Raw genomic sequence first — 24,047 nt, 5'->3', positions numbered from 1 at the left:
GCGCCGGCACGATGATTCTTCCCCCGTTAACGCTCGGCATGCTCGGCGGAGGCCAGTTGGGACGCTTCTTTGTCGCTGCGGCACACGAGATGGGCTACCCCGTCTGGATTCTCGACCCCGACCCGAACAGCCCGGCCGGCCTGATCGCCGACCGGCATCTGGTCGCCGCCTACGACGACTATGCGGCGCTCGACGAGCTGGCGCAGAGCTGCGCGGCGATCAGCACCGAGTTCGAGAACGTCCCGGCCGGCACGCTCGACTATCTCGACAAATTCACCGCCGTCCGCCCATCGGCAAAAGCGGTCAGCGTCTGCCAGAACCGTATCGCCGAAAAGAACTTCCTGCGTGAGAACGACCTGCCGCATGCCGACTTTGCCGCCGTGCACTGCGAACAGGACCTGCGCGAAGGCAGCACCGGCCTCTTCCCCGGAATTCTGAAGGTCGCCCGCTTCGGCTACGACGGCAAGGGTCAGGCCGTGGTCGCCGGGAGCGACGAGGCGCTTGCCGCTTTCCAGCACTTCAAGGGAGAGACCTGCGTTCTCGAAGAGAAGCTCATGCTCGACGCGGAGTTGTCGGTCGTCCTCGCGCGTGACGAAGGCGGCAGGATAGCCAGCTTCCCGACCGTCGAGAACAGCCACCGCAAGGGTATCCTCGACGTTTCACTCGTTCCGGCGCGAACTTCCGACGCCCTTCGCCGCCGCGCCGCCGACCTCGCCGGGAAGATCGCCGAGCGTCTGGGCTATATCGGCACGCTGGCGGTCGAGTTCTTCGTCGTTGGCGGCGAACTGGTGATCAACGAGATGGCGCCGCGCCCGCACAACAGCGGACACTACACACTCGACGGGTGCATCAGCAGCCAGTTCGAGCAGCAGGTTCGCGCCCTGTGCGGCTTGCCGCTCGGCGATGCGCGCGCGCACTCGGCGGCGGCGATGGTCAATCTGCTCGGCGATCTGTGGTACGAAAGCGCCCCTGCCGGCAGCCGCTACCGCGAGCCGGACTGGTCGAAGCTGTTCGCCTTTCCCGGCCTCAAGCTGCACCTGTATGGCAAGCATCACGCCAGGCCTGGCCGCAAGATGGGGCACTTCACCGTTCTCGATACCGATCCCGACCGGGCGCGGGAAAAGGCGATGGCGGCGCGTGCGGCGATCGGCATCAGCGATGTTCCCTGACCAGGCCGACCTCGATCGCGCCGTAGCGCTGCTGCAAGCCGGCGAACTGGTCGCCTTTCCGACCGAAACCGTCTATGGCCTCGGTGCCGACGCGGCCAACCCGGCCGCCGTAGGCAAGATCTTCGCGGCCAAGGGTCGGCCTGCCGACCACCCGCTGATTGTGCATCTGCCCGGCGGCGGCGGCCTCGACCGCTGGGCGCGGGAAATTCCCACCATCGCCTGGGAGTTGGCCGAGGCGTTCTGGCCGGGCCCGCTGACGCTGATCCTCAAGCGCGCACCGGCAGTGCCGGCCGCCGTCACCGGCGGCCAGGACAGCGTCGGTCTACGCGTACCGGCGCATCCCGTGGCACTGTCCCTGCTGCGGGCCTATGCCGAGGCCGGTGGCGGGGTCGCTGGCCTATGCGGCGTCGCTGCCCCGTCGGCCAACCGCTTCGGGCGGATCAGTCCGACCGAAGCGGCGCACGTCCGCGACGAACTCGGCGACGCCGTGCCGTTGATACTCGACGGTGGACGCTGTCAGGTCGGCATCGAGTCCACGATTCTCGATCTGACGCCGGGCGACGGCCAACCGCCACGCCTGCTACGCCCCGGACGAGTCACGCCTGAACAGATCGGCACGGTCATCGGCATCCTGCCGGAAATCGGCATCCGGCGACCGGACGACGGGACGCCACGGGTCTCAGGGTCGCTCGCTGCGCACTATGCGCCGACGACTCCTCTTCGTCTCGTGACGACCGCGCGCCTTCCCGAAGTCATCGACACCCTGCGCCAGGCGGGTCGCCGCTGTGCCGTGCTCTGCCATGGTGAGCTGCCTTCCGCCGCTGGCGCGGCGCATGCCTGGCGCCGATTGCCGGCCGACCCTCGCGGCTACGGCCGCTCGCTCTACGCAGCCCTGCGCGAGCTGGACCAGACGGCCGCCGACCTGATCGTCGCCGAGGAAACTCCGGCGACGCCGGCGTGGGCAGCCGTCGCCGATCGCCTGCGCCGGGCCGCCTGCGGTGCTGGTCAAGGAACGGATTTCGTGCCTCGCACGTGACTGCCCGGCGTCGGCGTTCGCGTGCTGGTCGAAATGTCTCCGGGATTGACGCCCCTTGTTCAAGGCTCATATACTCTCAATAGTGCCGTGGGATTTCCTACCCTTCTACGCGGCTCCTACGCTACGCTGTAGCGATACCGAATTTCAATTCGGACTTGGCAGAATGTGGCGACGCGGCCGAGCGCACGCGCAAGTTCGGAACGGCCGCAACCAACCTCAAGGTAAACCGACCATGAAACGAATTCCCCTCGTCGCAATGAGTTTTGCGCTCGCTACCGCCGTCGCGGGTTTGGCGACCAGCCCGGCAACTGCCCAGTCTGCGGTAATCCCTCCGTCACTCGTCACCCCCGACAAGGTCGAGACAGGCATCGGCACGCTCGAGTTCAAGAACGGTGCGCCGAGTCAGGCAACCCTGGACAAGGTCTACGACAACCTGCTGTTCACGCACGCATTCAACGCCTTCGTCAACACCTACCAGGGCGTGAACCAGGCGGCGATGCACAGGGGCCTGCTGGAAGCCGGCGTCAAGGACAACGAGATGATGATCTGGTCCGGGTTGATGGACGCCAAATCGCTGTTCCTGACCGCCAACGCGGACACCGTCTATTTCTTTGGCTTCCTCGACCTGAGCAAGGGTCCGATGGTCTTCGAGGCACCGCCCGGGGCGCTCGGGGTCATCGACGACATGTGGTGGCGCTGGGTGACCGACTTTGGCGCACCCGGCCCCGACCGTGGGCAAGGCGGCAAGTACCTGATCGTGCCGCCCGGCTACAAGGGCCAGTTGCCCGAGGGCGGGTTCTTCGTGGTGCACGCCAAGACGACGCGCGTCGCTCTTTTCGGCCGCGCCTTCCTCGAGAACAACGACCCGAAACCGGCCGTGGAGAAGATTCGCAAATTCACCAGGATGTACCCGTATGAAGTCGGTGGTGTCGGCACCAGCATCGCCCAGTTCCTGAGCGGCGACGCCAGGCTCGCCCGCCCCACCGCACCGCCAGCGATGGTCTTCCACGAAGGCACCGGCAAGGTGATGAACACCATTCCGCCGAGCGACTACAGCTTTTACGAGTTGCTCAACGAGACCGTACAGAACGAGCCAGCGACAACGCTCGACCCGGAACTGATGGGTTCGATCGCCGCCATCGGCATCGTCAAGGGCAAGCCCTTCGCGCCCGACGCGCGCACGAAGAAGATTCTGACCGAGGCGGTTGCGCTGGCCAACGCCACCTCGCGCAGCCTGTTCATGAACCCCCGCGACAAGTCCTGGGCCTACTACCCCGACTCGAACTGGCAGAACATGCTGTTTGTCACCGGCTCGGAGTTCGAGACACCGATTCCGCTGATCACCAAGGACGGTGTCAAGCCTTTCCCAGCCACCGGCTACCGCACACTCGATGCACGCTCGGCCTTCTTCTACGGCGTCACCGGCATTACGCCTGCCATGAGCATGCGCCTGCCGGGAATCGGCTCGCAGTACCTGTGGACGATGGTGGACAAGGACAAGAACTATTTCGACGGCGCCAAGACCTACAAAGTGACCCTGCCGAAGGACATCCCGGCCGAGAAGTTCTGGTCGTTTACCTTGTACGACTTCATGACACGCTCGATGCTCGATACGCCGCAGAATTACCCGCGCGCCGGTAGCCAGAGCTACCCGTCGCCGGCGGCAGAGCCAAACGCCGACGGCAGCACGACGGTGTATTTCGCGCCGAAGCAGCCGGAGGGCGTGAAGCGCGGCAACTGGATTCAGACCATGCCCGGCAAGGGCTTCACGCCGGCGCTGCGGCTGTATAGCCCGCTCGAACCATTCTTCGCCAAGACCTGGCGGCCGAGCGAGATCGAACTGGTGAAATGATCGCCCTGTTTGCCCCTTCACTCAACACGCGAGAGCCCATGAAAAACCTCAAGCAAATGCATCTGCGCCGGCGGCTGGTGGCCGCGCTGGCTGGCGCCGGCTTCGCCGTCGGTACGGCGCTGGCCCAGTCGCCCGCGATCCCGCCGTCGCTGCTCACCCCCGACAAGGTCGACAGCCGCATCGGCACGCTCGACTTCAAGGACGGCGCGCCAAGCCAGGCAACGCTGGACAAGGTTTACGACAACCTGCTTTTCACGCACGCTTACAACGCTTTCGTCAACACCTTCCAGGGTGTGAGCATGTCGTCCTTCCGCGACGGCATCGTAAAAGCCGGTGTGAAGGACGGCGAGTTCATCATCTGGCCGAAGCTGCTCGATTCGAAGGCGCTGTTCGCGACAGCGAACGCCGACACCGTCTATTTCTTCGGTTTCGCCGACCTGTCCAAAGGCCCGGTAGTGTTCGAGGCGCCGCCAGGCGCGCTCGGCGCCATCGACGATATGTGGTGGCGCTGGGTGAGCGATTTCGGCCTCCCCGGTCCCGACCGCGGACTGGGCGGCAAATACCTGATCGTGCCACCCGGCTACAAGGGCCAGTTGCCCGAAGGCGGATTCTTCATCGTCCAGGCAAAGACGCTGCGGGTCGGCCTGCTGGGCCGCGCCTTCATGGACCACAACGACCCGAAACCCGCGGTCGAGACGATCCGCAAGTTCACCAAGGTCTATCCCTATGAAGCCGGCGGTGTCGGCACTCCGATCGCCGAGTTCCTGAGCGGCAAGGCCAGCCTCGCCCGCCCCACCGAGCCGCCGCCGCTCAAGTTCCACGACGGCACCGGCCTGGCGATCAACACCATGCCGCCGAACGACTGGAGTTTCTACGAGGTGCTGAACGATCTCGTGCAACAGGAGCCCGCCACCGTGCTCGACCCCGAGCTGATGGGCTCGATCGCGGCGATCGGGATCGTCAAAGGCAAGCCCTTCGCTCCCGATGCACGCACGAAGAAGATCCTGACCGAGGCGCTGGCACTCGCCAATGCCACCTCGCGCAGCCTGTTCATGAACCCGCGCGACAAGTCCTGGTTTCTCTATCCTGACTCGGCCTGGCAGAACATGCTGTTTGCCACCGGTTCCGAGTTCGAGACGCCGATTCCGCAGATCACGCGCGAAGGCGTCAAGCCCTTCCCGCCGACCGGCTACCGGACGCTGGATGCGCGCACCGCCTTCTTCTATTACATCACCGGCATCTCGCCGGCGATGGCCATGCGGCTGACTGGCGTCGGCTCGCAATACTGCTGGGCCACGGTGGACGCGGACAAGAATTACCTCGACGGCGGCAAGACCTACAAGGTGACGCTGCCCAAGGGCATCCCGGCCGAGAGGTTCTGGTCGTTTACGCTCTACGACACCATGACCCGCTCGATGCTCGACACGCCGCAGCGCTACCCGCGCGCCGGCAGTCAGAGTTATCCATCGCCGGCCGCCGAGGCCAGTGCCGACGGCACGACGACGGTGTACTTCGGCCCGACGCAACCCAAGGGCGTGAAGCGGGGCAACTGGATCCAGACCATGCCGGGCAAGGGATTCTTCCCGATGCTGCGCCTGTACAGCCCGCTCGAACCGTTCTTCACGCAGCAGTGGCGGCCGAGCGAGGTCGAGTTGGTGAAGTGATGGCGCTGGTTCGATCGTGAAACGCGCGGGTCGCTTCGCATGGAGCGGCCCGCAACTCGTCAAACATAATGTAAAACGCCAAGGCCAGTTCGATCTTGTCGATATGCCCCAGTTGCAGGGCTTCCGCCCGACAGCCATTCTTGAGGATATTGAAAAGTATTTCAATTTCCCAGCGCGCGCGATACCAGTCAATCAGTTCTGCGACCGCTTCGAGGCTGTCGGCCTCTCGATTGGTCAGCAAGCGCCACTCAATGCGCTTGATCCCTTTGCGTGCCCCGATCTCCTGGGCAATCACGCAGGTCACCCTGAACAGACCCCGCCCTGGCCATCCGACAACTCGACGCAGCGGGCAGGAGAACTTCGATCACGCCCAGCGCTTCGCCCGAGCGGACTTTCGCCGACAGTTTGCCGCCCTCGGGGAGGCAGCGATTGTGTTTGGAACGGACTACGGTGGACCATGGGTGTAGGCGAGACGAACACATGGCTGGCGCGCAGCAGCTTGCCCGGCGGCAGCGCGCGGATGTCGCCGAGATCGAAGAGCAGCGCCCGCTTCTCGAACAGCAAGTCGACGTAGAGCCCGGGGTCGCCGAACGGCGGATTCACGAGCTGCGGGTGGAAGGTCGGACGCATGCGGAACGGGACGAAATGGACGACGCTCAGATCCGCGCCAAGGTGGCAGCCATTCTCGCGCGTTGTCGCACATCGGGCAAGCGGCCATGGCCTGCTGCGATGTTGTCTTCCAGATGGTGCTCTTTGCCGGTTGCCGGAATGACACAGGTCACCGCCGGCTCGGCCAGGATGAACTTGAGGAAGAACTGGGCCCAGCTTGCGCAGTCGAATTCCGCCGCCCATGCGGGCAGCGCTTTGCCGCGCACCTGCGAAAACAGCGATGCCTTGGCAAAAGGCCGATTGATGATCACCGCTATCCCCAGATCCTGCGCCAGTGGCAGCAGGCGCATTTCGGCGTCGCGTTCGGCCATGCTGTAGTTGATCTGCACAAAATCAGGTTTCTCGCCCTTCAGCACCACTTCGAGTTCGCGGTAGGCACTCTCGTGGTAGTGCGTGACGCCGAGATAGCGAATGCGTCCCATCTGCTTCCATTCGCGCAGCGTCGGCAGATGCACCTGCCAGTCGACCAGGTTATGCACCTGCATCAGTTCCAGGCGCTTCGTCCGCAGCCGGCTGAACGACATCTCCATTTGCCGGATGCCTTCGGCGTGTCCTCGGGTCCATACCTTGGTGGCCAGGAACAAGCGGTCGCGCAGGCCGAGCTTCGCCGCCAGATCACCGACTACCTCCTCGGAGTTCCCGTACATCGGCGAGCTATCCACCATCTGCCCGCCCAGCGCCACGAAACGCGCCAGCACCTGTTCGAGGGCGGGACTGGCCGAATCCGCGACGTCGAAGCTGTGGTAAGTGCCCAGCCCTACCGCGGCAATCAGTTCGCCGGACGACGGGATGCGTCGCCTGAGCAGACCGCTGTCCGCGATCGTCGGTACTGCGCCGAGAACACCTCCCGCCAAGGCGAGCCCGCCTGCGGCAATCGTCTTCAGCGCCACGCGCCGCCCATCAACGACCGAATCGCCATTGCCTGCCCTCATCATTCGCCCCTTTTCATCGTTGCCCCGGTTTCTGGCCGCAATTGCCCAAAACCGCGCCGGGAGTGCCCGTCGCGCAATGGCTCATTTCGCCCGGAAGACACCCCTCACAAGCCGGATCTGGCCTTCCTGAAGACTACGCCGTGCGTCCCCGGCTTTTTGCGCGAGATGGTCGACGAACACCGCCAAGGTCAGCGGACTCGGTGCCGCGTATACGGGAGTCATGGTCCAATGCGCGTCGCTGGTATCTTCAAACACTTCAGCAATGAAGCCACTCTCGCCGAGAACCGAGCGCAGCTCGTCGGCAGAAACAAGGAAGCTGTCGGCAGTGTCTGTGGCCCAGGGAAGGGGAAAATAGGAGGCAGCCGCTTCCCCAGCGACCATATCCTGGAAGGCGAACCGACCGTCCAACTTGAGGACCCGATAGATCTCCGCGTAGAACCTCGGCCCCAATCTGCGCCAGTTCCAGCAATTCGAGCGAAGCACGGAATCCGCCCGTGTGGAAATGGTCCGGTGACCCCAGCGCCTCGGACCACAGGCGTTGCTCGGGACTCAAACCAGCCGCACGGACGGCCGCCAGTATTCGCGCCTCGATGTCGCGGGCTGAGTAATGTGCTTTCAGACCAGCCATGAACAACTCCTCCTAAAGATTGGTCGTGTTCGGCACATACCGACTACCTGCCACATCGCGTGCAGCCATTGGCTCAGCCCAAACTGGAGGTTACACCTAACGGCGCCACGAGCAAGTGGCGAAGCGCCAAAACGTGACATCATGTGCCCCCATGCAAGCACCTTTGACAAAGCCGGTATGATCCGCCCGCGCGACTCTCTGCGGTTGGCGCTGCGTGCGATCACCGCGCACCGGCTGCGCAGCTTCCTGACGCTGCTTGGCATCGCCGTAGGCATCGCGGCGGTGATCCTGCTGACCTCGATTGGCGAAGGCATCCACCGCTTCGTGCTCGCCGAGTTCACGCAGTTCGGCACCAATGTGATCAGCGTCGCGCCGGGCAAGACCAAGACATCGGGCCACTCGCCGACTGGCATCCCGACCTCGGTTCGGCCGCTGACGCTCGACGACGCGCGCGCGCTCGAGCATCTGCCGCATATCACCGGCATGACCGCCACGGTCTGGGGCAACACCGAGATCACCGCCAATGGCCGCCTGCGGCGCACCACCGTCAACGGGGTCAGTGCCGAGATGCTCAAGGTGTTCAGCATCAAGGTGCGCAGCGGCCAGTTCCTGCCCGCCGAGGACGCCGACAACGCGCGCGCATTCATCGTTCTCGGCGCCAAACTCAAGGAAGAACTGTTCGGCGCCGAGAATCCGCTGGGCGCGCGGGTGCGCGTCGGCAGCCTGCAGTTTCGCGTCATCGGCGTTCTCGAAGCGAAGGGGCAGTTTCTCGGCATCGACCTCGACGACGCCGCCTACATCCCGACGGCGCGCGCGCTCGAACTCTACAACCGCGACGGGATCATGAAGATCGACCTCTCGTACGAGGAAGGGGTACCGGCCGCCGCAGTCGGCGCGCGCGTCGTGGCGACGCTCAAAGCGCGCCATGGCCGCGAGGATTTCACGATCACGACACAGGAAGACATGCTGCGCACTCTGTCGAACATTCTCGACGTGCTGACCATGGCGGTGGGCGCGCTGGGCAGCATTTCGCTGCTCGTCGGCGGCGTCGGCATCGTCACCATAATGACCATCGCGGTCACCGAGCGCACCGGTGAAATCGGCCTTTTGGTCGCACTCGGCGCACCGCGGCGAACGATCCTCGGACTGTTCCTCGGCGAGGCCATCGCCCTCTCGGCGCTCGGCGGAGTGTTGGGCCTGTTGCTCGGAATGGGCCTGGCGCAGGGGATTCACCTGCTGGTGCCGGCGCTGCCGGTGCACACGCCAATCAGTTTCGTTCTCCTGGCCGAGGGCATCGCCGTGCTCATCGGCCTGCTCGCCGGTGTGCTGCCAGCCAGGCGTGCGGCACGACTGGACGCGGTCGACGCGCTGCGCGCGGAATGAATGAAACCGAATTGATCAGGAGCGCCCTCGGGGCGCCTTTTGGCAGAACAAGGAGAACAGCGTGTTTTCGGTAGACGCTCAGTTTAGAACGCGGCGCCCATGCCTCAGAACGCCTTCAGTACCGCTATGAGGATGCCGACCGAGATCGTGAGGAAGGCGCCGAGCTTACTTGACCCCTTGACTGGAAGACCCCTCAGGTCACCATCCTGACCGTCGCGCCGTATCTCGCGAGCTTGGCGTCCGCGGTCAGCAGGATGAGCGGCTCGGTGAGGCTTTGCGCAACCAGTAGCCGGTCGAAAGGGTCTTTGTGGTCGTCGTGGATCGGGAGTGTGGCGACCGCGAGCAGATGCGGGTTGGTGATATCCAGCCACTGGAAGCCCTGAGCCTCGATGTTACCGACGAACTTGTCCAGGTCCAGGCGCAAGCGGCCTAGCGACAGCTTGATGGCCATTTCCCACAAGGAGGCGCGGCTGACGAACACCCCTTTGTCGTTGCTTTCAATCATTTCGCGCGCCTGTCCCGGCAGGGCGGGATGGCCTGCCTCCCACCACAGGATGAGATGGGTGTCGAGCAGGAGTTTCATGGACCGGATTGCTGAAGGCAGTCAAATTGCTCATCCAGAGGATGATCGAAATCCTCGCCAATCCAGATTTCCCCGGCCATGGCTCCCGGCGGAGCAATCTTCCGGACGCCAGGCTGATAGGCAATCAACCTGGCGATCGGCATACCGGCCCTGGCAATCACGATTTCCTCACCTTTCTGGACCTGCTCCAGCAGTTTGGACAAATGCGTCTTAGCCTCATGGACGTTGACGGATTGCATTCTGCGCCCCTCTTGTGGACTAGATATTAGTCTACCCGGATTGTCGGCCAAACGGAAGGGTCGGCATCCGCGTGTTTGGCGAGGTTGAGGGCACACTGGCGACCGGCACGACTGCGGCCAAGCGCGGAGAGCTCCTCACCCGCGCCGTGCACGGCAACGAGCGTACGCCGGAACTCGCCAACCGGCGCTACCAGATCAGCTCGGGCGCTCTGCGCACCGTGCGGGAACAGGAGATTACGCTCCACCAAGCGCGGCGAGTGGCGCTGCGAATGCAGTCGGAGCAGTGGCGCAGGGTCAAACCAGCGCTTGGCGCTGGGCGGCAGCTTCGAACCTGTACTGGCGCCGGTAGCGAGGGCCGGCGAGGTCACTTTCTCCTCAGCGGATCAGATCGACGGTCAGCTTGACGACGCTGCTGGTCGCGCTGAGCGAGTGGTCGTAACTGAGCACGACATTCGACGCCAGCCGCTTGCCCACGCTCACGATCTGGCCGGTGGTCGTTTCACTGGCACCAAAGCCGGCAGTGCTGGCGATACGGCTGGTCTGCCAGCGGCCTGCTCCGTCGAGCGTGCCCGTACTGATGCCGAATTCGTCGATGCCGAGACTGCGCTGGATGGCCTTCAGCGGGCCGCCGTCCTGGCCGCCCCCTGACGGTTGATCACCACATCGCCGGACAGTTGCGGCGTACCGGCGCGCACGATCTGGACGATGCTCGCTACGCACGCCGGCAACGTTCCGGGCGAATCCGCGCACAACCGGATAGCAAGGCGCTCGCGTCCTTTGCAATTCATGAAATACCACTATTTTTTCATTCGTGATATGACGAGTAATAATCAGGGGCAACGATGTGACCCCGCAGTGCACAGGGGTAAAGCCACCCTCCATCGGCGACGTATTGTCAGGCTTTGCCGGTTTATGACCATTGTGCTATGGTCCGACATCATCACGACCGACAAGAGGCGCCATGACGATGAACGTCAATCTTACCCCTCAGCTTGAGGAAATGGTCCAGAGAAAGATGGCGTCCGGCCTCTACACCTCTGCAAGTGAGGTTGTGCGCGAGGCGTTGCTCCTCATGGACGAACAAGACCGGGTTCGGGCGGCCAAGCTCGAACAAACGCGCCAGGATATTCGCGACGGCCTCGACAGCGGCGAGCCAACACCGTGGGATCCCGATGAAATCAAGGGCGAAGGCCGCAAGAGAAGATCCGCGCGCGTAACGAAATTGAAACCGGTTTACGAAGCTTCCCTGCAGGCCGGTACATCATCTTTTACCAGCAAATCTCCGAGGGCATCGAGATCGTCCGCGTACTTCACAGTGCGCGCGACTTGAACGCCATCTTTGACCCGGACGACTAGAAGCCGTCTTCGGGGTTGAAGGTCGCGCCACGACCGCGCGTGAGGCCCCTCGCGTGCTCGCCGTCATTTGCTCGACTCGCGCCCGAAACGGTAATTCCACAGCAGGTCGAGCCCGGTGTCGGTTCCGGCGCGACCGACCAGGGAAAAATTGCGGCTCAGATCGACGGTCAGCTTGACGACGCTGCTGGTCGCGCTGAGCGAGTGGTCGTAACTGAGCACGACATTCGACGCCAACCGCTTGCCGACGCTCACGATCTGGCCGGTGGTCGTGTCGCTGGCGCCAAAGCCGGCCGTGCTGGCGATACGGCTGGTCTGCCAGCGGCCCGAGCCGTCGAGCGTGCCCGTACTGATGCCGAATTCGTCGATGCCGAGACTGCGCTGGATGGCCTTCAGCGGGCCGCCGTCCTGGCCGCCCAGGATCGTCTGCGCGGCGGCCAGCAGCACCGAGGCATCCTTGCCCCCCTGCTTGTCGGGCCCGTGTCCGAGCACCAGCCAGGAGAGCTTCTCGGCATCAGGCACCTCCGGGTCGGAGATCAGCCGGACGAGCGGCCGTTTGGCGGTCCCGGTCACCTCGACTCCGGCCTCGACCGGCAGGTTGGGGCGAATGGCGCGGATGTTGAGGCCGGGGTTGTCGATCAGTCCCTGAAAGTTGAGGATGCCGCGCTCGATCTCGAGCTTCTGGCCGTAGGCGTCGAAACGACCATCCCTGGTGCGGATGGTGCCGGTGGCGCGCGGCAATCCGGCGCCCTCCGAACGCAGTTTGACGGCGCCGACGAGGCGGCTTTCGACGCCCGCACCGCGAAAGTGGAAGTTGCGGCCCAGGTCGGCGTCGAGGTTCACCGACAGCAGGCGCGCCGGTGCCGAAGGCTTCACCTGGCCGGCCCCCTGCCGCTTGATGACCACATCGTCGGATAGTTGCGGCGTCCCGGCGCGCGCAATCTCCCAGTAAGCAGCGTCGAGCTTGAAGCTGCCGACGACATCGAGCACGCGCTCGCCGAGTTTGATTTTCCCATCGCCGGAAACAAGCAGCCATTGATCTGGTCGCTGCATGACGCCCAGGCGATCGGCCGTCACGGTCAGAAAACCATCGACCTGTCCTGCGTGAAGCTCGCCGCTGGCCTCGACGCGTCCCGGTTTGCCGGTCAGGCTGGCGGCGTCGATTCCCGGATCGAGCAGCAACGCGCGTGGCATCGGCTGCAACACGCTCTCGAAAGACAACTGTTTGAGGATCACGCGCAGATCAGCGGCAGTTTCGCCAGCCAATTGCACGAGCAGCGTGCCGCGCTCGAGCCGCATCCCCTGGTCGAGCATGCGCACGGCGAGTTGCTCGCCTCGCCATTCGCCGCTGAGGCGCGGCTGCGCCGGGGTGCCGCTGACCCCCAGGTCGCCGGAAAGACGGCCACCCAGTTGCCAGCCATCGCCGATCAGCGGGCCGGCCCAGGCGAGATCCGGGACAGTCAGCCTGAGCTTGCCGCGCCACGGCGCCAGCCGGTCGATCAGCGCAGCGGCGGAACTGGCAGCGCTCAGTTCTCCGTCGACTTCGCCGAGCCGCTTGCCGCGCAGCCTGAGCTGCGCTTCGACCCGGCCAGCGCCGACCTGCAGGCTCAGGACGCCCTCCTCCATGCCGAGCGGCAAGGCGCCGACGACGAGATCACCGCTCTCGCGCCACAGCCGCAAGCGCCCCGTCGGCAAGGCGGAGCGTACCGCCTGTGCCGCCTGCGGCGCAGGCGCTGCAGGGCCGGCGCTACCAGCGCCAAGCTCCCACTCGGCATTGAGACGCAGCGGTTCGCCGTTGCTCTTCACCGCCGCGGCAAAGCCGCTGAACCACTCCGGGAACTCGGCCAGCGTCGCCGCCAGCGGCAAGCCGCGCACGCTGCCGGCGGTCTGCCAGCGTTCTTGTTCGTAGTGCACCCGCTCAAGCTTGGCCGTCCAGCCGGCACCGGCGAACTGCGCCGGGCCGGCGCTGATACTGCCGGCAGTGGCCTGCAGCGGCATCGCCGCGAGCAGCCGCAGGAAGGGTCTGCTCTGGTCGGTCGCGGACGACAGCGTCAGCTCGCTCAGCGTGCCGGCCCAGCTCATCGCGGCCGGTGGCGAGGAAAAGCCGCCGTCGAGCAACAGATGCAGATCACGTTTGCCCGGCAGGCTCAACTGGCCGCGCAGACGATGCGCGCTGCGTACGCCGTCGGCATCGAAGACGAGATCACGCAGCGCGCTCTCGCCGCTGGGCAGATCCACCCCGGCAACGCGCAGCTTGCCGCTCAGCGTACCCTGGCGACCGTCGCCAAGACGAGCTTCGAGATCGAGCCCACGGATCTGGCCGCGGCCCGCGACTGCCAGACGCAGCGAATGCAGGTCCGCGGACACCTCGGGTGTTCTCAGGCTGCCACCGAGGACTAGCCTGCCATTCAGGTCGCCGGCCACACCCAGCGGATCGAGCTTGGGTGCGGCGATCGACACCGTCAGGAGATCACCCGGGGCGCCGAAAGCGCCTTTCGCCGACAGGCGGTTGCCGGCCACCGCCAGTTCGACGTCGGCCTGGCGTAACCGCTGACCGGCGAGGTCGATCTCGCCGCGACCGGCCAACGACTCCTTGCCGAAGTGGCTGTCGCGCAGTTGGAAGCGAAGTCCGAGAGCGAGTTGCGGATGGCTGCTTCCCTGCGCGTCGAAGTCCGCGTTGAGGCGCGCCGCCGGCAGCTTTGCGAAACGGCTGGGATCGAAATTCTTCAGGCTTCCGCGCAGGGCAAATTTCCCCGCGTCGAGCAGGGCGATCTTGCCGCTGGCGGCGAGTTGCGCGTCGCCGGCATCCAGCCGCAGCGTGTCGACGACGACTTCGGCCGGGTCGATGACCAGTTTGCCCTGGATCGCAAAATGCGGGTCGCGCAGTTCGGCGGCAAGTGACTGGCTATGCAGACCGAGCGTGGCGCGCAGCGGACCCGCCAGTTGTGTGCGGCGCAGGCCGCTGTACAGCGCGCTCGCGTCGAGCGCGCCGACCGTGACGCGCAGCGCCAGTTCGTCGTCGCGCAGCGTGCCGCTGCCTTGCAGGCGTCCGCCGCCGGACAGCCGGGCATCGAGATCGTCCAGGCGCAGCTCGCCCGCGCTCAGCCTCAGGCCGGCGACCAGCGAGTCGAGCGGCACGCGCTGCCGGTCGATGGCGCCCGGCAGCCGGTTGACCACCCGCAAGCGTCCTCCGAGGTCGGTGCCTGCATCGCCCAGCGGCTGCAAGTCGACACGCACATCGAGCGCAGCCTGGGGAGCGCCGCTGATCCAGGCTGCCGGGTCGATCGCCGACAGGCTGGCGACCGCTTCGCGGACCGGCTGTGACGCAAAGGGGCTGATCCGCGCCGAGAGTTCGCCGCTGAAGTCCTCGCCGGCGAAGTCCTTGCCTGCATCCTTGCCTGCATCCTTGCCTGCATCCTTGCCAGCATCCTTGCCGCTGCCCTGGTCACCCTGCTTGCTGCTGCCCTGGCCACCCTCCTGGCCCGATCGCGCCACCAGCGGCCGTGCGCTGCCCAGCACGACGAACTCTTCGAGACGACCGTCGGCGGAGAGATCGAAAGCGAGCTGCCGCCCGCCAGCTTCACCCTCGATGCCGGCTTTCGCTTGCAGGGCAAACGGTCTGTCGGCGGCCAGCGAGGCTTCGCCGACGACGGCGAGCCCGGCGACGCGGACCTGCAGTTCGGGCAGGCGATGCAGCGTGCCATCACTCGACAGGCGAGCGGCAAGCGCTTCGGCGATCAGCACCGCCTTGCCTTCCGGGTAAGCGTGGTCGCCGACCTCGATGCGCCCGACAGCCAGTTGTTCGACCTCGATCGCCAGCGGTAAGCGCAGGCTGTCGGGCAGGAGCAGCGGCTCGCTGCTGGCCACGTTCGCCAGACGCAGGCTGGCTGCCGCGATGCGGCTAACGGCGAAGCGACCGTGCAGCAGCTCGGCCGGACGCCAATCGAACTGCAAGTCCTGCACCTGGACATCGAGCGTCTCGCTGCGCCAGTGCACGGAGGCCACGGAAAATGATCGACCAAGCGCGCCGGCCGGGGCCACGATGCTGAGCTGCCCGGCAGCCAGCCGTTCGATCATCTGGCACGCCAGGCGCAGACCGGCGGCGCTACCCAACAGCCAGCCGACGCCGGCCAGCGCCAGCAGCAAGGTGCCGCTGCCGGCAAGCCACGGCCAACGTCGGCGTTGCCGTCGCGGCACAGCCGCCTCCTGGTCCGCCGCTGCGGGCTCTTCACCGGCTCCTCGATTGGCATCGTGGTTCAAAACGGTATGGCCAGCGAGAAGTCGAAGCGCAGCGAGCCGTCGCGCTGGCCATAGGCGAGGTCGATTCCCAGTGGTCCGGCCGGACTCTTCCAGCGCGCGCCGACGCCGTAGCCGACAGCCAGATTCATCGCCTGCGGCTCATCGACTGCGTTACCGGCATCGACAAAAGCCGCCGCACCCCACGTTGAACTGATCCAGTGCGTGTATTCGGCGCTCATCGTCATCAGGTAGCGCCCACCGACGACCGCCGAGCCCTCCTTGACACCCAGGCTGAGATACGGGTAGCCGCGCACCGAATTGGTGCCGCCGGCGCGAAAGAGAAAATCCTGCGGAATGCCATTCGACGACGGGGCAAAGGTGGCTCCCAGCTCGCCGCGGAAGAGCAGCGCGTCGCTGGCGGTCAGCGGAAACCCCTGACTGTAACGGAAATAAGTGCGCACGAAGTTCTGGTCGGAAAGCAACTGTTTGCTGGCGCCGCCCAACTGCACCTGCAGCGCGATGCCCTCGGCCAAGTCGAGTGGGTCATCGGCATGCCGCCAGGTCCAGCCGACGAGGGCGGTCAGCGCACGGTTGGTGGTCGACGGTGCGCCCTGCGGCGACTGCCTTTCCTCCTGCCAGTTGAGGTTCAGACGCTGTTCGACGCTGCCGAAGCGCTGAAGACGCGTCGCCCCGACGGCGAAACGCTTGATGCCCAGATTCTCGATATCGGAGTCCTCGACGGCCGTACCGACACCGTCACGCCGCTGCCTGTCGTCGGGCGGAAAAAAAACGTCCGCATACGCTGTCTGGCGCACCTGCTCGATGCGCACGCCGGTCTGCAGTTCCCAGGCGCGGCCGAACAGATCGCTGCTGCGATAGGCCGCCTCGACGCGCGCGCCGGTATTGGTGCTGTAACCCGCGCCAAGAGTCACCTGGTGCGGTGCGCGCTCACGCAGTTGCACGCGCACCGGGGCGGTCAGCCATCCATCCTCCGACAAGGTCGACGCGCTGCCCTCGTCACCCCGGGCCAGCAAGACACTCACCGAGACGAAGTACGGCGTGCTCTGCAAGGCCGCCTGCAAGGCCAGCAGCCGGTCTTCCCGGTATTCGTCGCCGGGCGTGACGCTGTGGTTGAAGCGCCTGACCAGTTCCTGCGAGTAGCGCTGCAGACCGCTGATCTCCAGTTCGCCGAAACGGTAACGCGGGCCCGTTTCCGCAGCGACGTGCAGATCCACGCGGCGAGCCTCGGGATCGACGTCGGCGCGGGTATCCAGCAGGCGGGCGCCTGCGTAGTCGACCGCCAGCAGGTCGGCGAGCAGCGATTGCTTGGCAGCATCCCATTCGGCCTGCCGGAAGGGCTGGCCGGTTTTCAGCTTCCAGTTGCTCAACAGCGCCTTGCGCCGGGTGGTGTCGAGATCACCGGCTATCTCGATGTCCACGACGCCGATCAGCGAGCGCGGGCCGGGGTCGACTTCCAGCCGCAGCAACTCATCACCTTGGCGCAGGACGACGGTCGGTGAAAAATAACCCTCGGTTGCCAACAGCTTCGGCACCTCGCGCTGCATCCGGCGCTCGAAGGCTGCCTGCGCCGTGGCGTCAGCGACATCGCCGAACTCCAGGAAGCTGCTCAACAGTTCGCGCACGTCGTCCGGCGCCACCAGTTGCGGCACGGCGGCGACGGCAGGCAGGGCGAGCAGCAGCGCTGCGAGGGCAACAAAGGGTCTGTGCATTCAGTGGTCAGAGCCGGCATGGCAAACGGCCAATGGTGGCCGGGAATGTTCCGTCAGCACGCCGGAAAGCGTCGGCAGCCCGGCCTGACCGGCTTGCCGACGGTGACAGCAGGCGCCATAGGATACACCTTTTGCGACAGCATTCTGCAGGATCAACATTCGGCTGGGTGCCGGGCAGGCGCCCGCCGAGTGAGTTGCTGGTAGCCCAGAAACTCAAACCCCTGCCCTTCTATCCGGCAATCCCCGAGGTGGGTTTTGTCCGCGCCCAGGGTCAGGCCGTTGGCCTTGATCGACCTGGCAACTTCTGCCATTGCGGTCTGCGCTTGTTCTACCGCTTGTTCCACGCTTTGGCAGAGGATGACGAAGTCGTCCGCGTAGCGCACCATGCGCTAACCCAGCCGTCCCATGTGTTCGTCGAGGCGTCGATCGCCGGTCTGCGATAGCGTTCATGCGCAGCCATTCGGAACGACAATATGCGCCATACTTTGTTGTGCAGGACAAAGGGAAGCACCCATGAAGACTTGTTGAGGTGCACGACATGAATATTCACCGCACTCCACGGCCGCTCCTGTGGTCGCTCGTTGCCGTCGTCGCTGCGCTTGTCGCCTCGGCGGCTGCGCTCGGCTCGTCGGCAGCGCCTGCCGCCTGTGCCACCCCTCGCGGCTGGTGGCAAGCGTTCGGCAAAACCACTGTAAGCGTTGCCGGCAACGAAGTGCTGGCACGGGCGGCCGCCGCCGAAATTGTGCTGCTCGGCGAGCGCCACGACGACGAGGATCAGCATCGCTGGCAGGCGCAGGTTCTGGCCGGGTTGCACGCGCTGCGCCCGGACCTGGTGATCGGCTTCGAGATGTTCCCACGCCGCGTGCAGCCAGCGCTCGATCGCTGGGTGGCGGGCGAGTTGACCGTATCGGCACTGCTCGCGCAAACGGCGTGGGAGGAGACCTGGAACATTCCAATAGGACTCTATCTGCCGCTGTTCGAATTCGCGCGCATCAACCGCATCCCGATGGTCGCCCTCAATGTCGATGCCAAACTGACCCGGGCCATTGGCGACAAGGGCTGGGATGCCATCCCCGAGAGCGAGCGCGAGGGCGTCGGCCGGGCGGCGCCGGCAAGCGAGGCTTATCGCGATTTGCTGTTCAGCGTTCATCGGCAGCATGCGCACGGCCAGGATGCGCGCCGCGGCAGCGCTTTCAAGCACTTCGTCGAGGCCCAACAGAATTGGGACCGCGCCATGGCCGAGGCGCTGCTGGCCCGGCGGGGGGAAGGACTACAGGGGCGCTCGCCGCTGGTCGTCGGCATCATGGGCAGCGGGCATCTGCGCTACGGCCTCGGCGTGCCGCATCAGTTGCGCGATCTGGGTGTCGGTGGCGTCGTCACGCTCCTGCCGCTCTCAGCCGATGAGGATTGCCACGAGATTCGCCCGGGCTTTGCCGACGCGGTCTTCTCCTTGCCGACAAAACCCGCGACACCGGTGCCGCCGCCGCGCCTCGGCGTTCAGCTCGACGACGCCGAAACCGGGCAGGTCGGCGTGCGCGTGCTGGCCGTCACCGCCGGCAGTCTCGCCGACCAGAGTGGACTCGCCGCCGGTGACCGCCTGCTCGAAGTCGCCGGTCGGCCGGCCACCAAAGCCGGCATGGTGATCGAGGTGGTGCGCGCATCGCCGCCGGGCACCTGGCTGCCGCTGCGCGTCAAGCGCGGCGAAGCCACGCTCGACGTCGTCATCCGCTTTCCGTCCGCATCGTGAAGCGCGTCTGGATTGCTGGCGCTCTCCTGCTCCTGGCAGCAGGGGTCGAGGGCGCGCCGGGGCTGGACCTCGCGGTGACGCTCGATCCCGGCACGCGGCGACTCGAAGTGGTCGCCGAGCTGCCGGTTTCCGGGCGAAGCTTCGAGTTCGAGCTGCATGAATCCTTGACCGTGAGCGAGGCAACGGCGGCCGGCCATACGCTTTTGCCGGCCGACGCGACCAGCAGGCGTCGCGGCGATCCCCACGCCAACACCCGTCTGTGGCGGATCGCCCTGCCGGCAGGCGCAACGGGGCTTCGCCTGACCTACGCCGGCACGCTGCCGGCGACCGAATTGAGCCGCGACCATCGTCAGGTGCTGCTCGGGCTGCCGCCGATGGCGGCGCCTGAAGGCTCGTTTCTTCCTGCCGGCAGTGCCTGGTATCCGCAGCCTTCGGGTGCACTGTTCGGCTATCGCGTGCGCCTCTCGGTGCCCGGTGAGCAGCGCGCGCTGGTTGCCGGCCGCCTGCTCGATGAGCGACTGCCGACCAGCGCCGGCGATCGCTACCGGGCCGAGTTCGAGTTCCCGCAGCCGACCGACGGCATCGACCTGATGGCTGGGCCATGGCGCGTACGCGAGCGTCTGGTGGCTCGCGAGGGCGCGCCGGCGCTGCGCCTGCGCAGCTATTTCCCGGCCGACATCGACGACGAACCGGGGCTCGCCGAGGGCTACCTCGCCGACAGCGAGCGCTACATTGCGCGCTACAGCCGACTCATCGGCGCCTATCCCTATGACGCCTTCTCGATCGTCGCCAGCCCGCTGCCGACCGGCTTCGGCATGCCGACGCTGACCTATCTCGGCGTCGAAGTCCTGCGCCTGCCGTTCATCCGCGCCACCTCCCTCGGTCATGAAATCCTTCACAACTGGTGGGGCAACGGGGTTCATGCCGACGCGCGCGGCGGCAACTGGAGCGAGGGTCTGACCACCTTCCTCGCGGATTACGCCTACAGCGAGGATCGTTCGGCGGCGGCCGGGCGCGACATGCGTCTTGGCTGGCTACGCGACGCCGCTGCGCTGCCGGCAGCGGACCAGCCGGCGCTGCACGACTTCCGTTCGCGTCGCCATGGAGCCGATGAAGCAATCGGCTACGGCAAGGCGGCGATGCTTTTCCTTATGCTGCGCGACCGCATCGGCGAAGCAGCGTTCCGGCAGGGTCTCCGCGATTTCTGGCAGGCGCAGCGCTTCCGCCGGGCCAACTGGGACGACCTGCGGCGTGCCTTCGAGCGTGCCTCGGGCGCCGATCTGCGCGCCTTCTTCGCGCAGTGGCTGAACTCGCGGCAGTTGCCCGAGGTAGCGCTCGTCGACGCCGTAGTCAGCCGCTACGCAACCGGCTATCGCCTGCGCCTGACACTGCGTCAGGAGAGCCCGCCGCTCGCCCTCCGCTTGCCGGTCGAAATCGCCGCTGGCGAGCGACGCGTCGTGCGCTGGGTGGAGTTGGACGGCGCGCGCACGCTGGCCGAGATCGATCTCGACTTTCGCCCGGAGCGGCTCCGCCTCGACCCCGAAGCACGCGTCTGGCGCCGGCTCGATGTGGCTGAGCGGCCGCCCATCCTGCGCCGCTGGGTCGGTGCGCCCAAGCCGCGCTGGGTCGTTGTCGGCGGCGATGCAGCGTTTCGCGAGGCGGCCCAGATCGTCGCCGGTCGGTTTTTCGAGCGGCCGGCGACGCCGCTCGGCTTGCCGGATGTCAAAGCGGCGCTGGCTGCCGACGAGTCGGTGCTGCTCATCGGCACACCGAGCGAGATCGACGTCGCGCTGGCCGTCATTGGCTTGCCGAAGCAAGCGGAAGCCCTGGGGGAAAACGGCGGGCGCGGCTCGGCGCGGGTGTGGACGATCGCCAGCGGACCGCTGCTCGCGGTGGCCGCTGCCGATGCCGCCGCGCTGGTTGCGCTGGCGCGGCCGCTGCCGCACTACGGCGGGCAAAGCTGGCTGGTATTCGATGGCGGGCGAGTCATCGAGCGCGGACTGTGGCCGGCACAGGCGCCGGTGATCAGCGTGCGGAGCGAGAAACACGATCAAGACCGTTCCAACAGCCCCGCGTCGTGGTCACCCAAGGCTTGCGTATCGACTTCCCACCCGTCGCGCGCCTCATCCGAGCAATAGCCATTCACAATCGAGTCTATACCCACAATTGATTGGACCAATGGGCCAGGCGATCCTAGACTTGGATCGTCTGGCGTGCATACGGGAGATTCTTCAAGTGATCTCACGCGAAGAGATTCGTTGATCGATCGGTGCCCAAACTCCAGACTGAATCGGGTAGTCGATTTCAAATAGCCAAAGGAGAGAACCATGCCAAGCGATACAAAATGCCCGTTCTCGGGCGGTGCTGGCAGCCACACTGTGTCCAGTGCCCCGACGAACGCAGGCTGGTGGCCCAAGCAACTGAACCTGAAGATGCTGCACCAGCAGTCCTCAAAGTCCACTCCCATGGGCGAGTCGTTCAATTACGCCGAGGAGTTCAAGACTCTCGACCTGGATGCCGTGGTCAAGGACCTTCATGCTTTGATGACCGACTCGCAGGACTGGTGGCCGGCGGATTACGGCCACTACGGGCCGTTCTTCGTCCGCATGACCTGGCATGCTGCGGGTACCTACCGCATCGCCGATGGTCGCGGCGGCGCCGGCACCGGCGCGCAACGCTTCGCCCCGCTCAACAGTTGGCCGGACAACGGCAACCTCGACAAGGCGCGCCGCCTGCTCTGGCCGATCAAGCAGAAGTATGGTCGCAAGCTGTCCTGGGCCGACCTGATCGTCCTCACCGGCAACGTCGCGATGGATTCGATGGGCTTCAAGACCTTCGGTTTCGGCGGCGGCCGCCCGGACATCTGGGACCCTGAGGACGAAATCTACTGGGGCCCGGAAACCACCTGGCTGGGCGACGAGCGCTACAAGGGCGACCGTGAGCTTGACAACCCGCTTGGCGCCGTGCAAATGGGCCTCATCTACGTGAATCCGGAGGGCCCGAACGGCAAGCCGGATCCACTCGGCTCGGCGCGCGACATCCGGGAGACCTTTGCCCGAATGGCGATGGACGACTACGAGACCGTCGCGCTCACCGCTGGCGGTCACACCTTCGGCAAGGCTCACGGCGCCGGCGACACCGCCCACGTCGGTCGCGAACCGGAAGGCGCGGGCATCGAGGAGCAGGGCTTGGGCTGGATAAGCAGCTTCGGCTCCGGCAAGGGTGTGGACGCGATCACCAGCGGTATCGAAGGCGCCTGGACCCCCAATCCCATCAAGTGGGACAACGGCTACTTCGAGACCCTGTTCGGCTACGAGTGGGAGCTTAGCAAGAGCCCGGCCGGCGCCCACCAGTGGAAGCCCAAGGACCCCACTGCGGCGACCACCGTGCCGGATGCCCATGATCCCGCCAAACGCCACGCCCCGATGATGACCACGGCCGACATGGCCATGCGCATGGACCCGGCCTACGAGAAGATATCGCGCCGCTTCATGCAGAACCCGCAGGAGTTCGCCGATGCCTTCGCCCGCGCCTGGTTCAAGCTGACCCACCGCGACATGGGTCCGCGCTCCCGCTACCTCGGCAAGCTGGTACCGAAGGAAGCGCTGATCTGGCAGGACCCGATACCCACCGTCGACCATGCGCTGGTGGATGAGCAGGACATCACGGCCCTGAAGGCCAGGATCCTCGCCGGTGGTCTGTCCATTTCCCAACTGGTCACCACCGCCTGGGCGTCGGCGGCGAGCTTCCGTGCCAGCGACAAGCGTGGCGGCGCCAACGGCGCACGCATCCGCCTCGCGCCGCAGAAAGACTGGGAGGTCAACCAGCCGGCCGATCTGGCCAGGGTGCTGCCGTCGCTGGAAGCCATCCAGAAGGAATTCAACGGCGCGCAGTCGGGTGGCAAGAAGGTCTCGCTGGCCGACCTGATCGTGCTTGGCGGCTGCGCCGCCGTCGAGGCCGCAGCGAAGAAGGCCGGCCACCATGTAAATGTTCCCTTCTCGCCGGGACGCATGGACGCGTCGCAGGAAGAGACCGATGCACACTCGTTCGCTGCACTGGAACCGACCGCAGACGGGTTTCGCAACTACCTGCGCAAGGGACACGAGGGTTCGGCGGCTGAGCTGCTGGTGGATCGGGCCAAGCTGATGACGCTGACTGCTCCCGAAATGACGGTTCTGGTCGGTGGCCTGCGCGCCCTGGGGGCAAACTTCGGGCAGTCCAAATACGGTGTTTTCACCAAGCGACCCGAAACATTGACCAATGACTTCTTCGTGAATCTCCTCGACATGAACACAAAGTGGCAGCAGTCCGCCACAAGTGAAGGCGTCTTGGAGGGGCATGATCGGGCGACGGGCGAACTCAAATGGACGGGCACCCTCGTTGATCTCGTCTTCGGTTCGAACTCCCAGCTCAGAGCCCTCGCAGAAGTCTATGCGTGCAGCGACTCGCAGCAGGCGTTCATGCACGACTTTGTGGCCGCCTGGAACAAGGTGATGAACCTTGATCGCTTCGACCTGGCGTGATCTCGGGGGATAAGTCTTAGAAATCCTGTTCTGGCCGATGTCCGATGGCAGCCTGGGCAACTTGCTCGCCAAACTGAGGTATCCTTGGTCGAGATGCCCTTCCTGATTCGACAGGGAGGGCTTACCGCTTACCGCCCTGGAGACACCATGCGCCTGAATACCCTCGATCCCGAAGCCGAACCGTTGCGCGCCGAGATCGACACGCTCGAAGAACCGACGGTGATCGAGTTCGGTGCCTCCTGGTGTGGCTACTGCCGGGCCGCCCAGCCACTGATCGGCCCGGCTTTCGCCAGTCATCCG

At 65.6% G+C, this 24,047-nt stretch carries 21 protein-coding genes and 1 pseudogene; 11 read left to right on the top strand and 11 right to left on the bottom strand.

Annotation, left to right across the window (positions count from 1 at the left end; genetic code table 11):
* Positions 1-11 precede the first annotated feature (11 nt).
* The 4 genes from ACCAA_RS15705 (at position 12) to ACCAA_RS15690 (ending at position 5,721) form a co-directional block, all read left to right on the top strand.
* On the top strand, positions 12-1,169 hold the full coding sequence (locus tag ACCAA_RS15705) for a 5-(carboxyamino)imidazole ribonucleotide synthase (RefSeq protein WP_186408195.1): 1,158 nt from the start codon (positions 12-14) through the stop codon (positions 1,167-1,169).
* Positions 1,159-2,205, top strand: coding sequence for an L-threonylcarbamoyladenylate synthase (locus ACCAA_RS15700; protein ID WP_186408194.1), 1,047 nt, complete (start codon positions 1,159-1,161; stop codon positions 2,203-2,205). Before ACCAA_RS15705 ends, ACCAA_RS15700 begins: the two co-directional genes overlap by 11 nt.
* 232 nt (positions 2,206-2,437) lie before the next feature.
* Complete coding sequence (locus ACCAA_RS15695; protein ID WP_186408193.1) at positions 2,438-4,057, top strand: DUF1254 domain-containing protein; 1,620 nt, start codon at positions 2,438-2,440, stop codon at positions 4,055-4,057.
* 56 nt (positions 4,058-4,113) lie between these two features.
* A complete protein-coding gene (locus ACCAA_RS15690; RefSeq protein ID WP_186408224.1) occupies positions 4,114-5,721 on the top strand; it encodes a DUF1254 domain-containing protein in 1,608 nt (535 codons plus the stop codon).
* On the opposite strand, the gene ACCAA_RS15685 is transcribed toward ACCAA_RS15690, so the two are convergent.
* The 4 genes from ACCAA_RS15685 to ACCAA_RS15670 all read right to left on the bottom strand — a co-directional run bounded on the left by ACCAA_RS15685 (position 5,678) and on the right by ACCAA_RS15670 (position 7,772).
* Positions 5,678-6,016 carry a transposase gene (locus tag ACCAA_RS15685; protein ID WP_186408192.1) on the bottom strand — a complete coding sequence of 113 codons (339 nt, stop codon included), beginning with the start codon at positions 6,014-6,016 and terminating at the stop codon, positions 5,678-5,680. The two genes, ACCAA_RS15690 and ACCAA_RS15685, sit on opposite strands and share 44 nt — an antisense overlap.
* Before the next feature lie 5 nt (positions 6,017-6,021).
* Complete coding sequence (locus ACCAA_RS22750; RefSeq protein ID WP_186408191.1) at positions 6,022-6,351, bottom strand: hypothetical protein; 330 nt, start codon at positions 6,349-6,351, stop codon at positions 6,022-6,024.
* A 26-nt stretch (positions 6,352-6,377) separates the two neighbouring features.
* The gene (locus tag ACCAA_RS15675; protein WP_186408223.1) at positions 6,378-7,322 is read right to left on the bottom strand and encodes an aldo/keto reductase; all 945 of its coding nucleotides are present in this window, start codon (positions 7,320-7,322) and stop codon (positions 6,378-6,380) included.
* An 81-nt stretch (positions 7,323-7,403) separates the two neighbouring features.
* The gene (locus ACCAA_RS15670) at positions 7,404-7,772 is read right to left on the bottom strand and encodes a class I SAM-dependent methyltransferase (RefSeq protein ID WP_186408190.1); all 369 of its coding nucleotides are present in this window, start codon (positions 7,770-7,772) and stop codon (positions 7,404-7,406) included.
* A gap of 355 nt (positions 7,773-8,127) precedes the next feature.
* Here ACCAA_RS15670 and ACCAA_RS15665 point away from each other — a divergent pair, with 355 nt between their 5' ends.
* Positions 8,128-9,333, top strand: a complete 1,206-nt coding sequence (locus tag ACCAA_RS15665; RefSeq protein ID WP_186408189.1) for an ABC transporter permease — start codon at positions 8,128-8,130, stop codon at positions 9,331-9,333.
* A gap of 193 nt (positions 9,334-9,526) precedes the next feature.
* Here ACCAA_RS15665 and ACCAA_RS15660 read toward each other — a convergent pair whose 3' ends face one another.
* From ACCAA_RS15660 to ACCAA_RS15645, 4 genes are read right to left on the bottom strand one after another with little or no spacing between them, the layout of a single operon-like run.
* Entirely contained in the window at positions 9,527-9,916 is a 390-nt protein-coding gene (locus ACCAA_RS15660) for a type II toxin-antitoxin system VapC family toxin (RefSeq protein ID WP_186408188.1), read from the bottom strand.
* The gene (locus tag ACCAA_RS15655; RefSeq protein ID WP_186408187.1) at positions 9,913-10,155 is read right to left on the bottom strand and encodes a type II toxin-antitoxin system Phd/YefM family antitoxin; all 243 of its coding nucleotides are present in this window, start codon (positions 10,153-10,155) and stop codon (positions 9,913-9,915) included. Before ACCAA_RS15655 ends, ACCAA_RS15660 begins: the two co-directional genes overlap by 4 nt.
* Positions 10,156-10,181: 26 nt before the next feature.
* Positions 10,182-10,523 (bottom strand): hypothetical protein, encoded by a 342-nt coding sequence (locus ACCAA_RS15650; RefSeq protein WP_186408186.1) that lies wholly within the window; start codon positions 10,521-10,523, stop codon positions 10,182-10,184.
* Positions 10,524-10,530: 7 nt separating this feature from the next.
* Entirely contained in the window at positions 10,531-10,875 is a 345-nt protein-coding gene (locus ACCAA_RS15645) for a hypothetical protein (protein ID WP_186408185.1), read from the bottom strand.
* 241 nt (positions 10,876-11,116) lie between these two features.
* Here ACCAA_RS15645 and ACCAA_RS15640 point away from each other — a divergent pair.
* Positions 11,117-11,335 (top strand): annotated as a pseudogene (locus tag ACCAA_RS15640) (type II toxin-antitoxin system ParD family antitoxin); the annotation flags it as partial.
* A gap of 23 nt (positions 11,336-11,358) precedes the next feature.
* Positions 11,359-11,511 carry a type II toxin-antitoxin system RelE/ParE family toxin gene (locus ACCAA_RS22170; RefSeq protein ID WP_342674065.1) on the top strand — a complete coding sequence of 51 codons (153 nt, stop codon included), beginning with the start codon at positions 11,359-11,361 and terminating at the stop codon, positions 11,509-11,511.
* Positions 11,512-11,574: 63 nt separating this feature from the next.
* Here ACCAA_RS22170 and ACCAA_RS15635 read toward each other — a convergent pair whose 3' ends face one another.
* The 3 genes from ACCAA_RS15635 to ACCAA_RS15625 form a co-directional block, all read right to left on the bottom strand.
* On the bottom strand, positions 11,575-15,705 hold the full coding sequence (locus ACCAA_RS15635; protein ID WP_186408184.1) for a translocation/assembly module TamB domain-containing protein: 4,131 nt from the start codon (positions 15,703-15,705) through the stop codon (positions 11,575-11,577).
* A gap of 59 nt (positions 15,706-15,764) precedes the next feature.
* Positions 15,765-17,477, bottom strand: coding sequence for an autotransporter assembly complex protein TamA (locus ACCAA_RS15630; protein WP_186408183.1), 1,713 nt, complete (start codon positions 17,475-17,477; stop codon positions 15,765-15,767).
* A gap of 152 nt (positions 17,478-17,629) precedes the next feature.
* Complete coding sequence (locus tag ACCAA_RS15625; RefSeq protein ID WP_186408182.1) at positions 17,630-17,863, bottom strand: reverse transcriptase domain-containing protein; 234 nt, start codon at positions 17,861-17,863, stop codon at positions 17,630-17,632.
* Between the two features lie 152 nt (positions 17,864-18,015).
* Here ACCAA_RS15625 and ACCAA_RS15620 point away from each other — a divergent pair, with 152 nt between their 5' ends.
* The 4 genes from ACCAA_RS15620 to ACCAA_RS15605 form a co-directional block, all read left to right on the top strand.
* Positions 18,016-19,224 (top strand): ChaN family lipoprotein, encoded by a 1,209-nt coding sequence (locus ACCAA_RS15620; RefSeq protein ID WP_186408181.1) that lies wholly within the window; start codon positions 18,016-18,018, stop codon positions 19,222-19,224.
* Positions 19,221-21,362 carry a M1 family metallopeptidase gene (locus ACCAA_RS15615; RefSeq protein WP_186408180.1) on the top strand — a complete coding sequence of 714 codons (2,142 nt, stop codon included), beginning with the start codon at positions 19,221-19,223 and terminating at the stop codon, positions 21,360-21,362. Before ACCAA_RS15620 ends, ACCAA_RS15615 begins: the two co-directional genes overlap by 4 nt.
* Before the next feature lie 189 nt (positions 21,363-21,551).
* Positions 21,552-23,747, top strand: a complete 2,196-nt coding sequence (gene katG / locus ACCAA_RS15610) for a catalase/peroxidase HPI (protein WP_186408179.1) — start codon at positions 21,552-21,554, stop codon at positions 23,745-23,747.
* Between the two features lie 93 nt (positions 23,748-23,840).
* Positions 23,841-24,047: thioredoxin family protein (locus tag ACCAA_RS15605; protein WP_425394489.1), on the top strand; the 207-nt coding region annotated here is incomplete at its 3' end.

The organism is Candidatus Accumulibacter aalborgensis, assembly GCF_900089955.1.
GTDB classification, from domain to species: domain Bacteria; phylum Pseudomonadota; class Gammaproteobacteria; order Burkholderiales; family Rhodocyclaceae; genus Accumulibacter; species Accumulibacter aalborgensis.
Note: the sequence above shows the minus strand (reverse complement) of the source record. Positions and strands in the feature narration are given on the sequence as shown.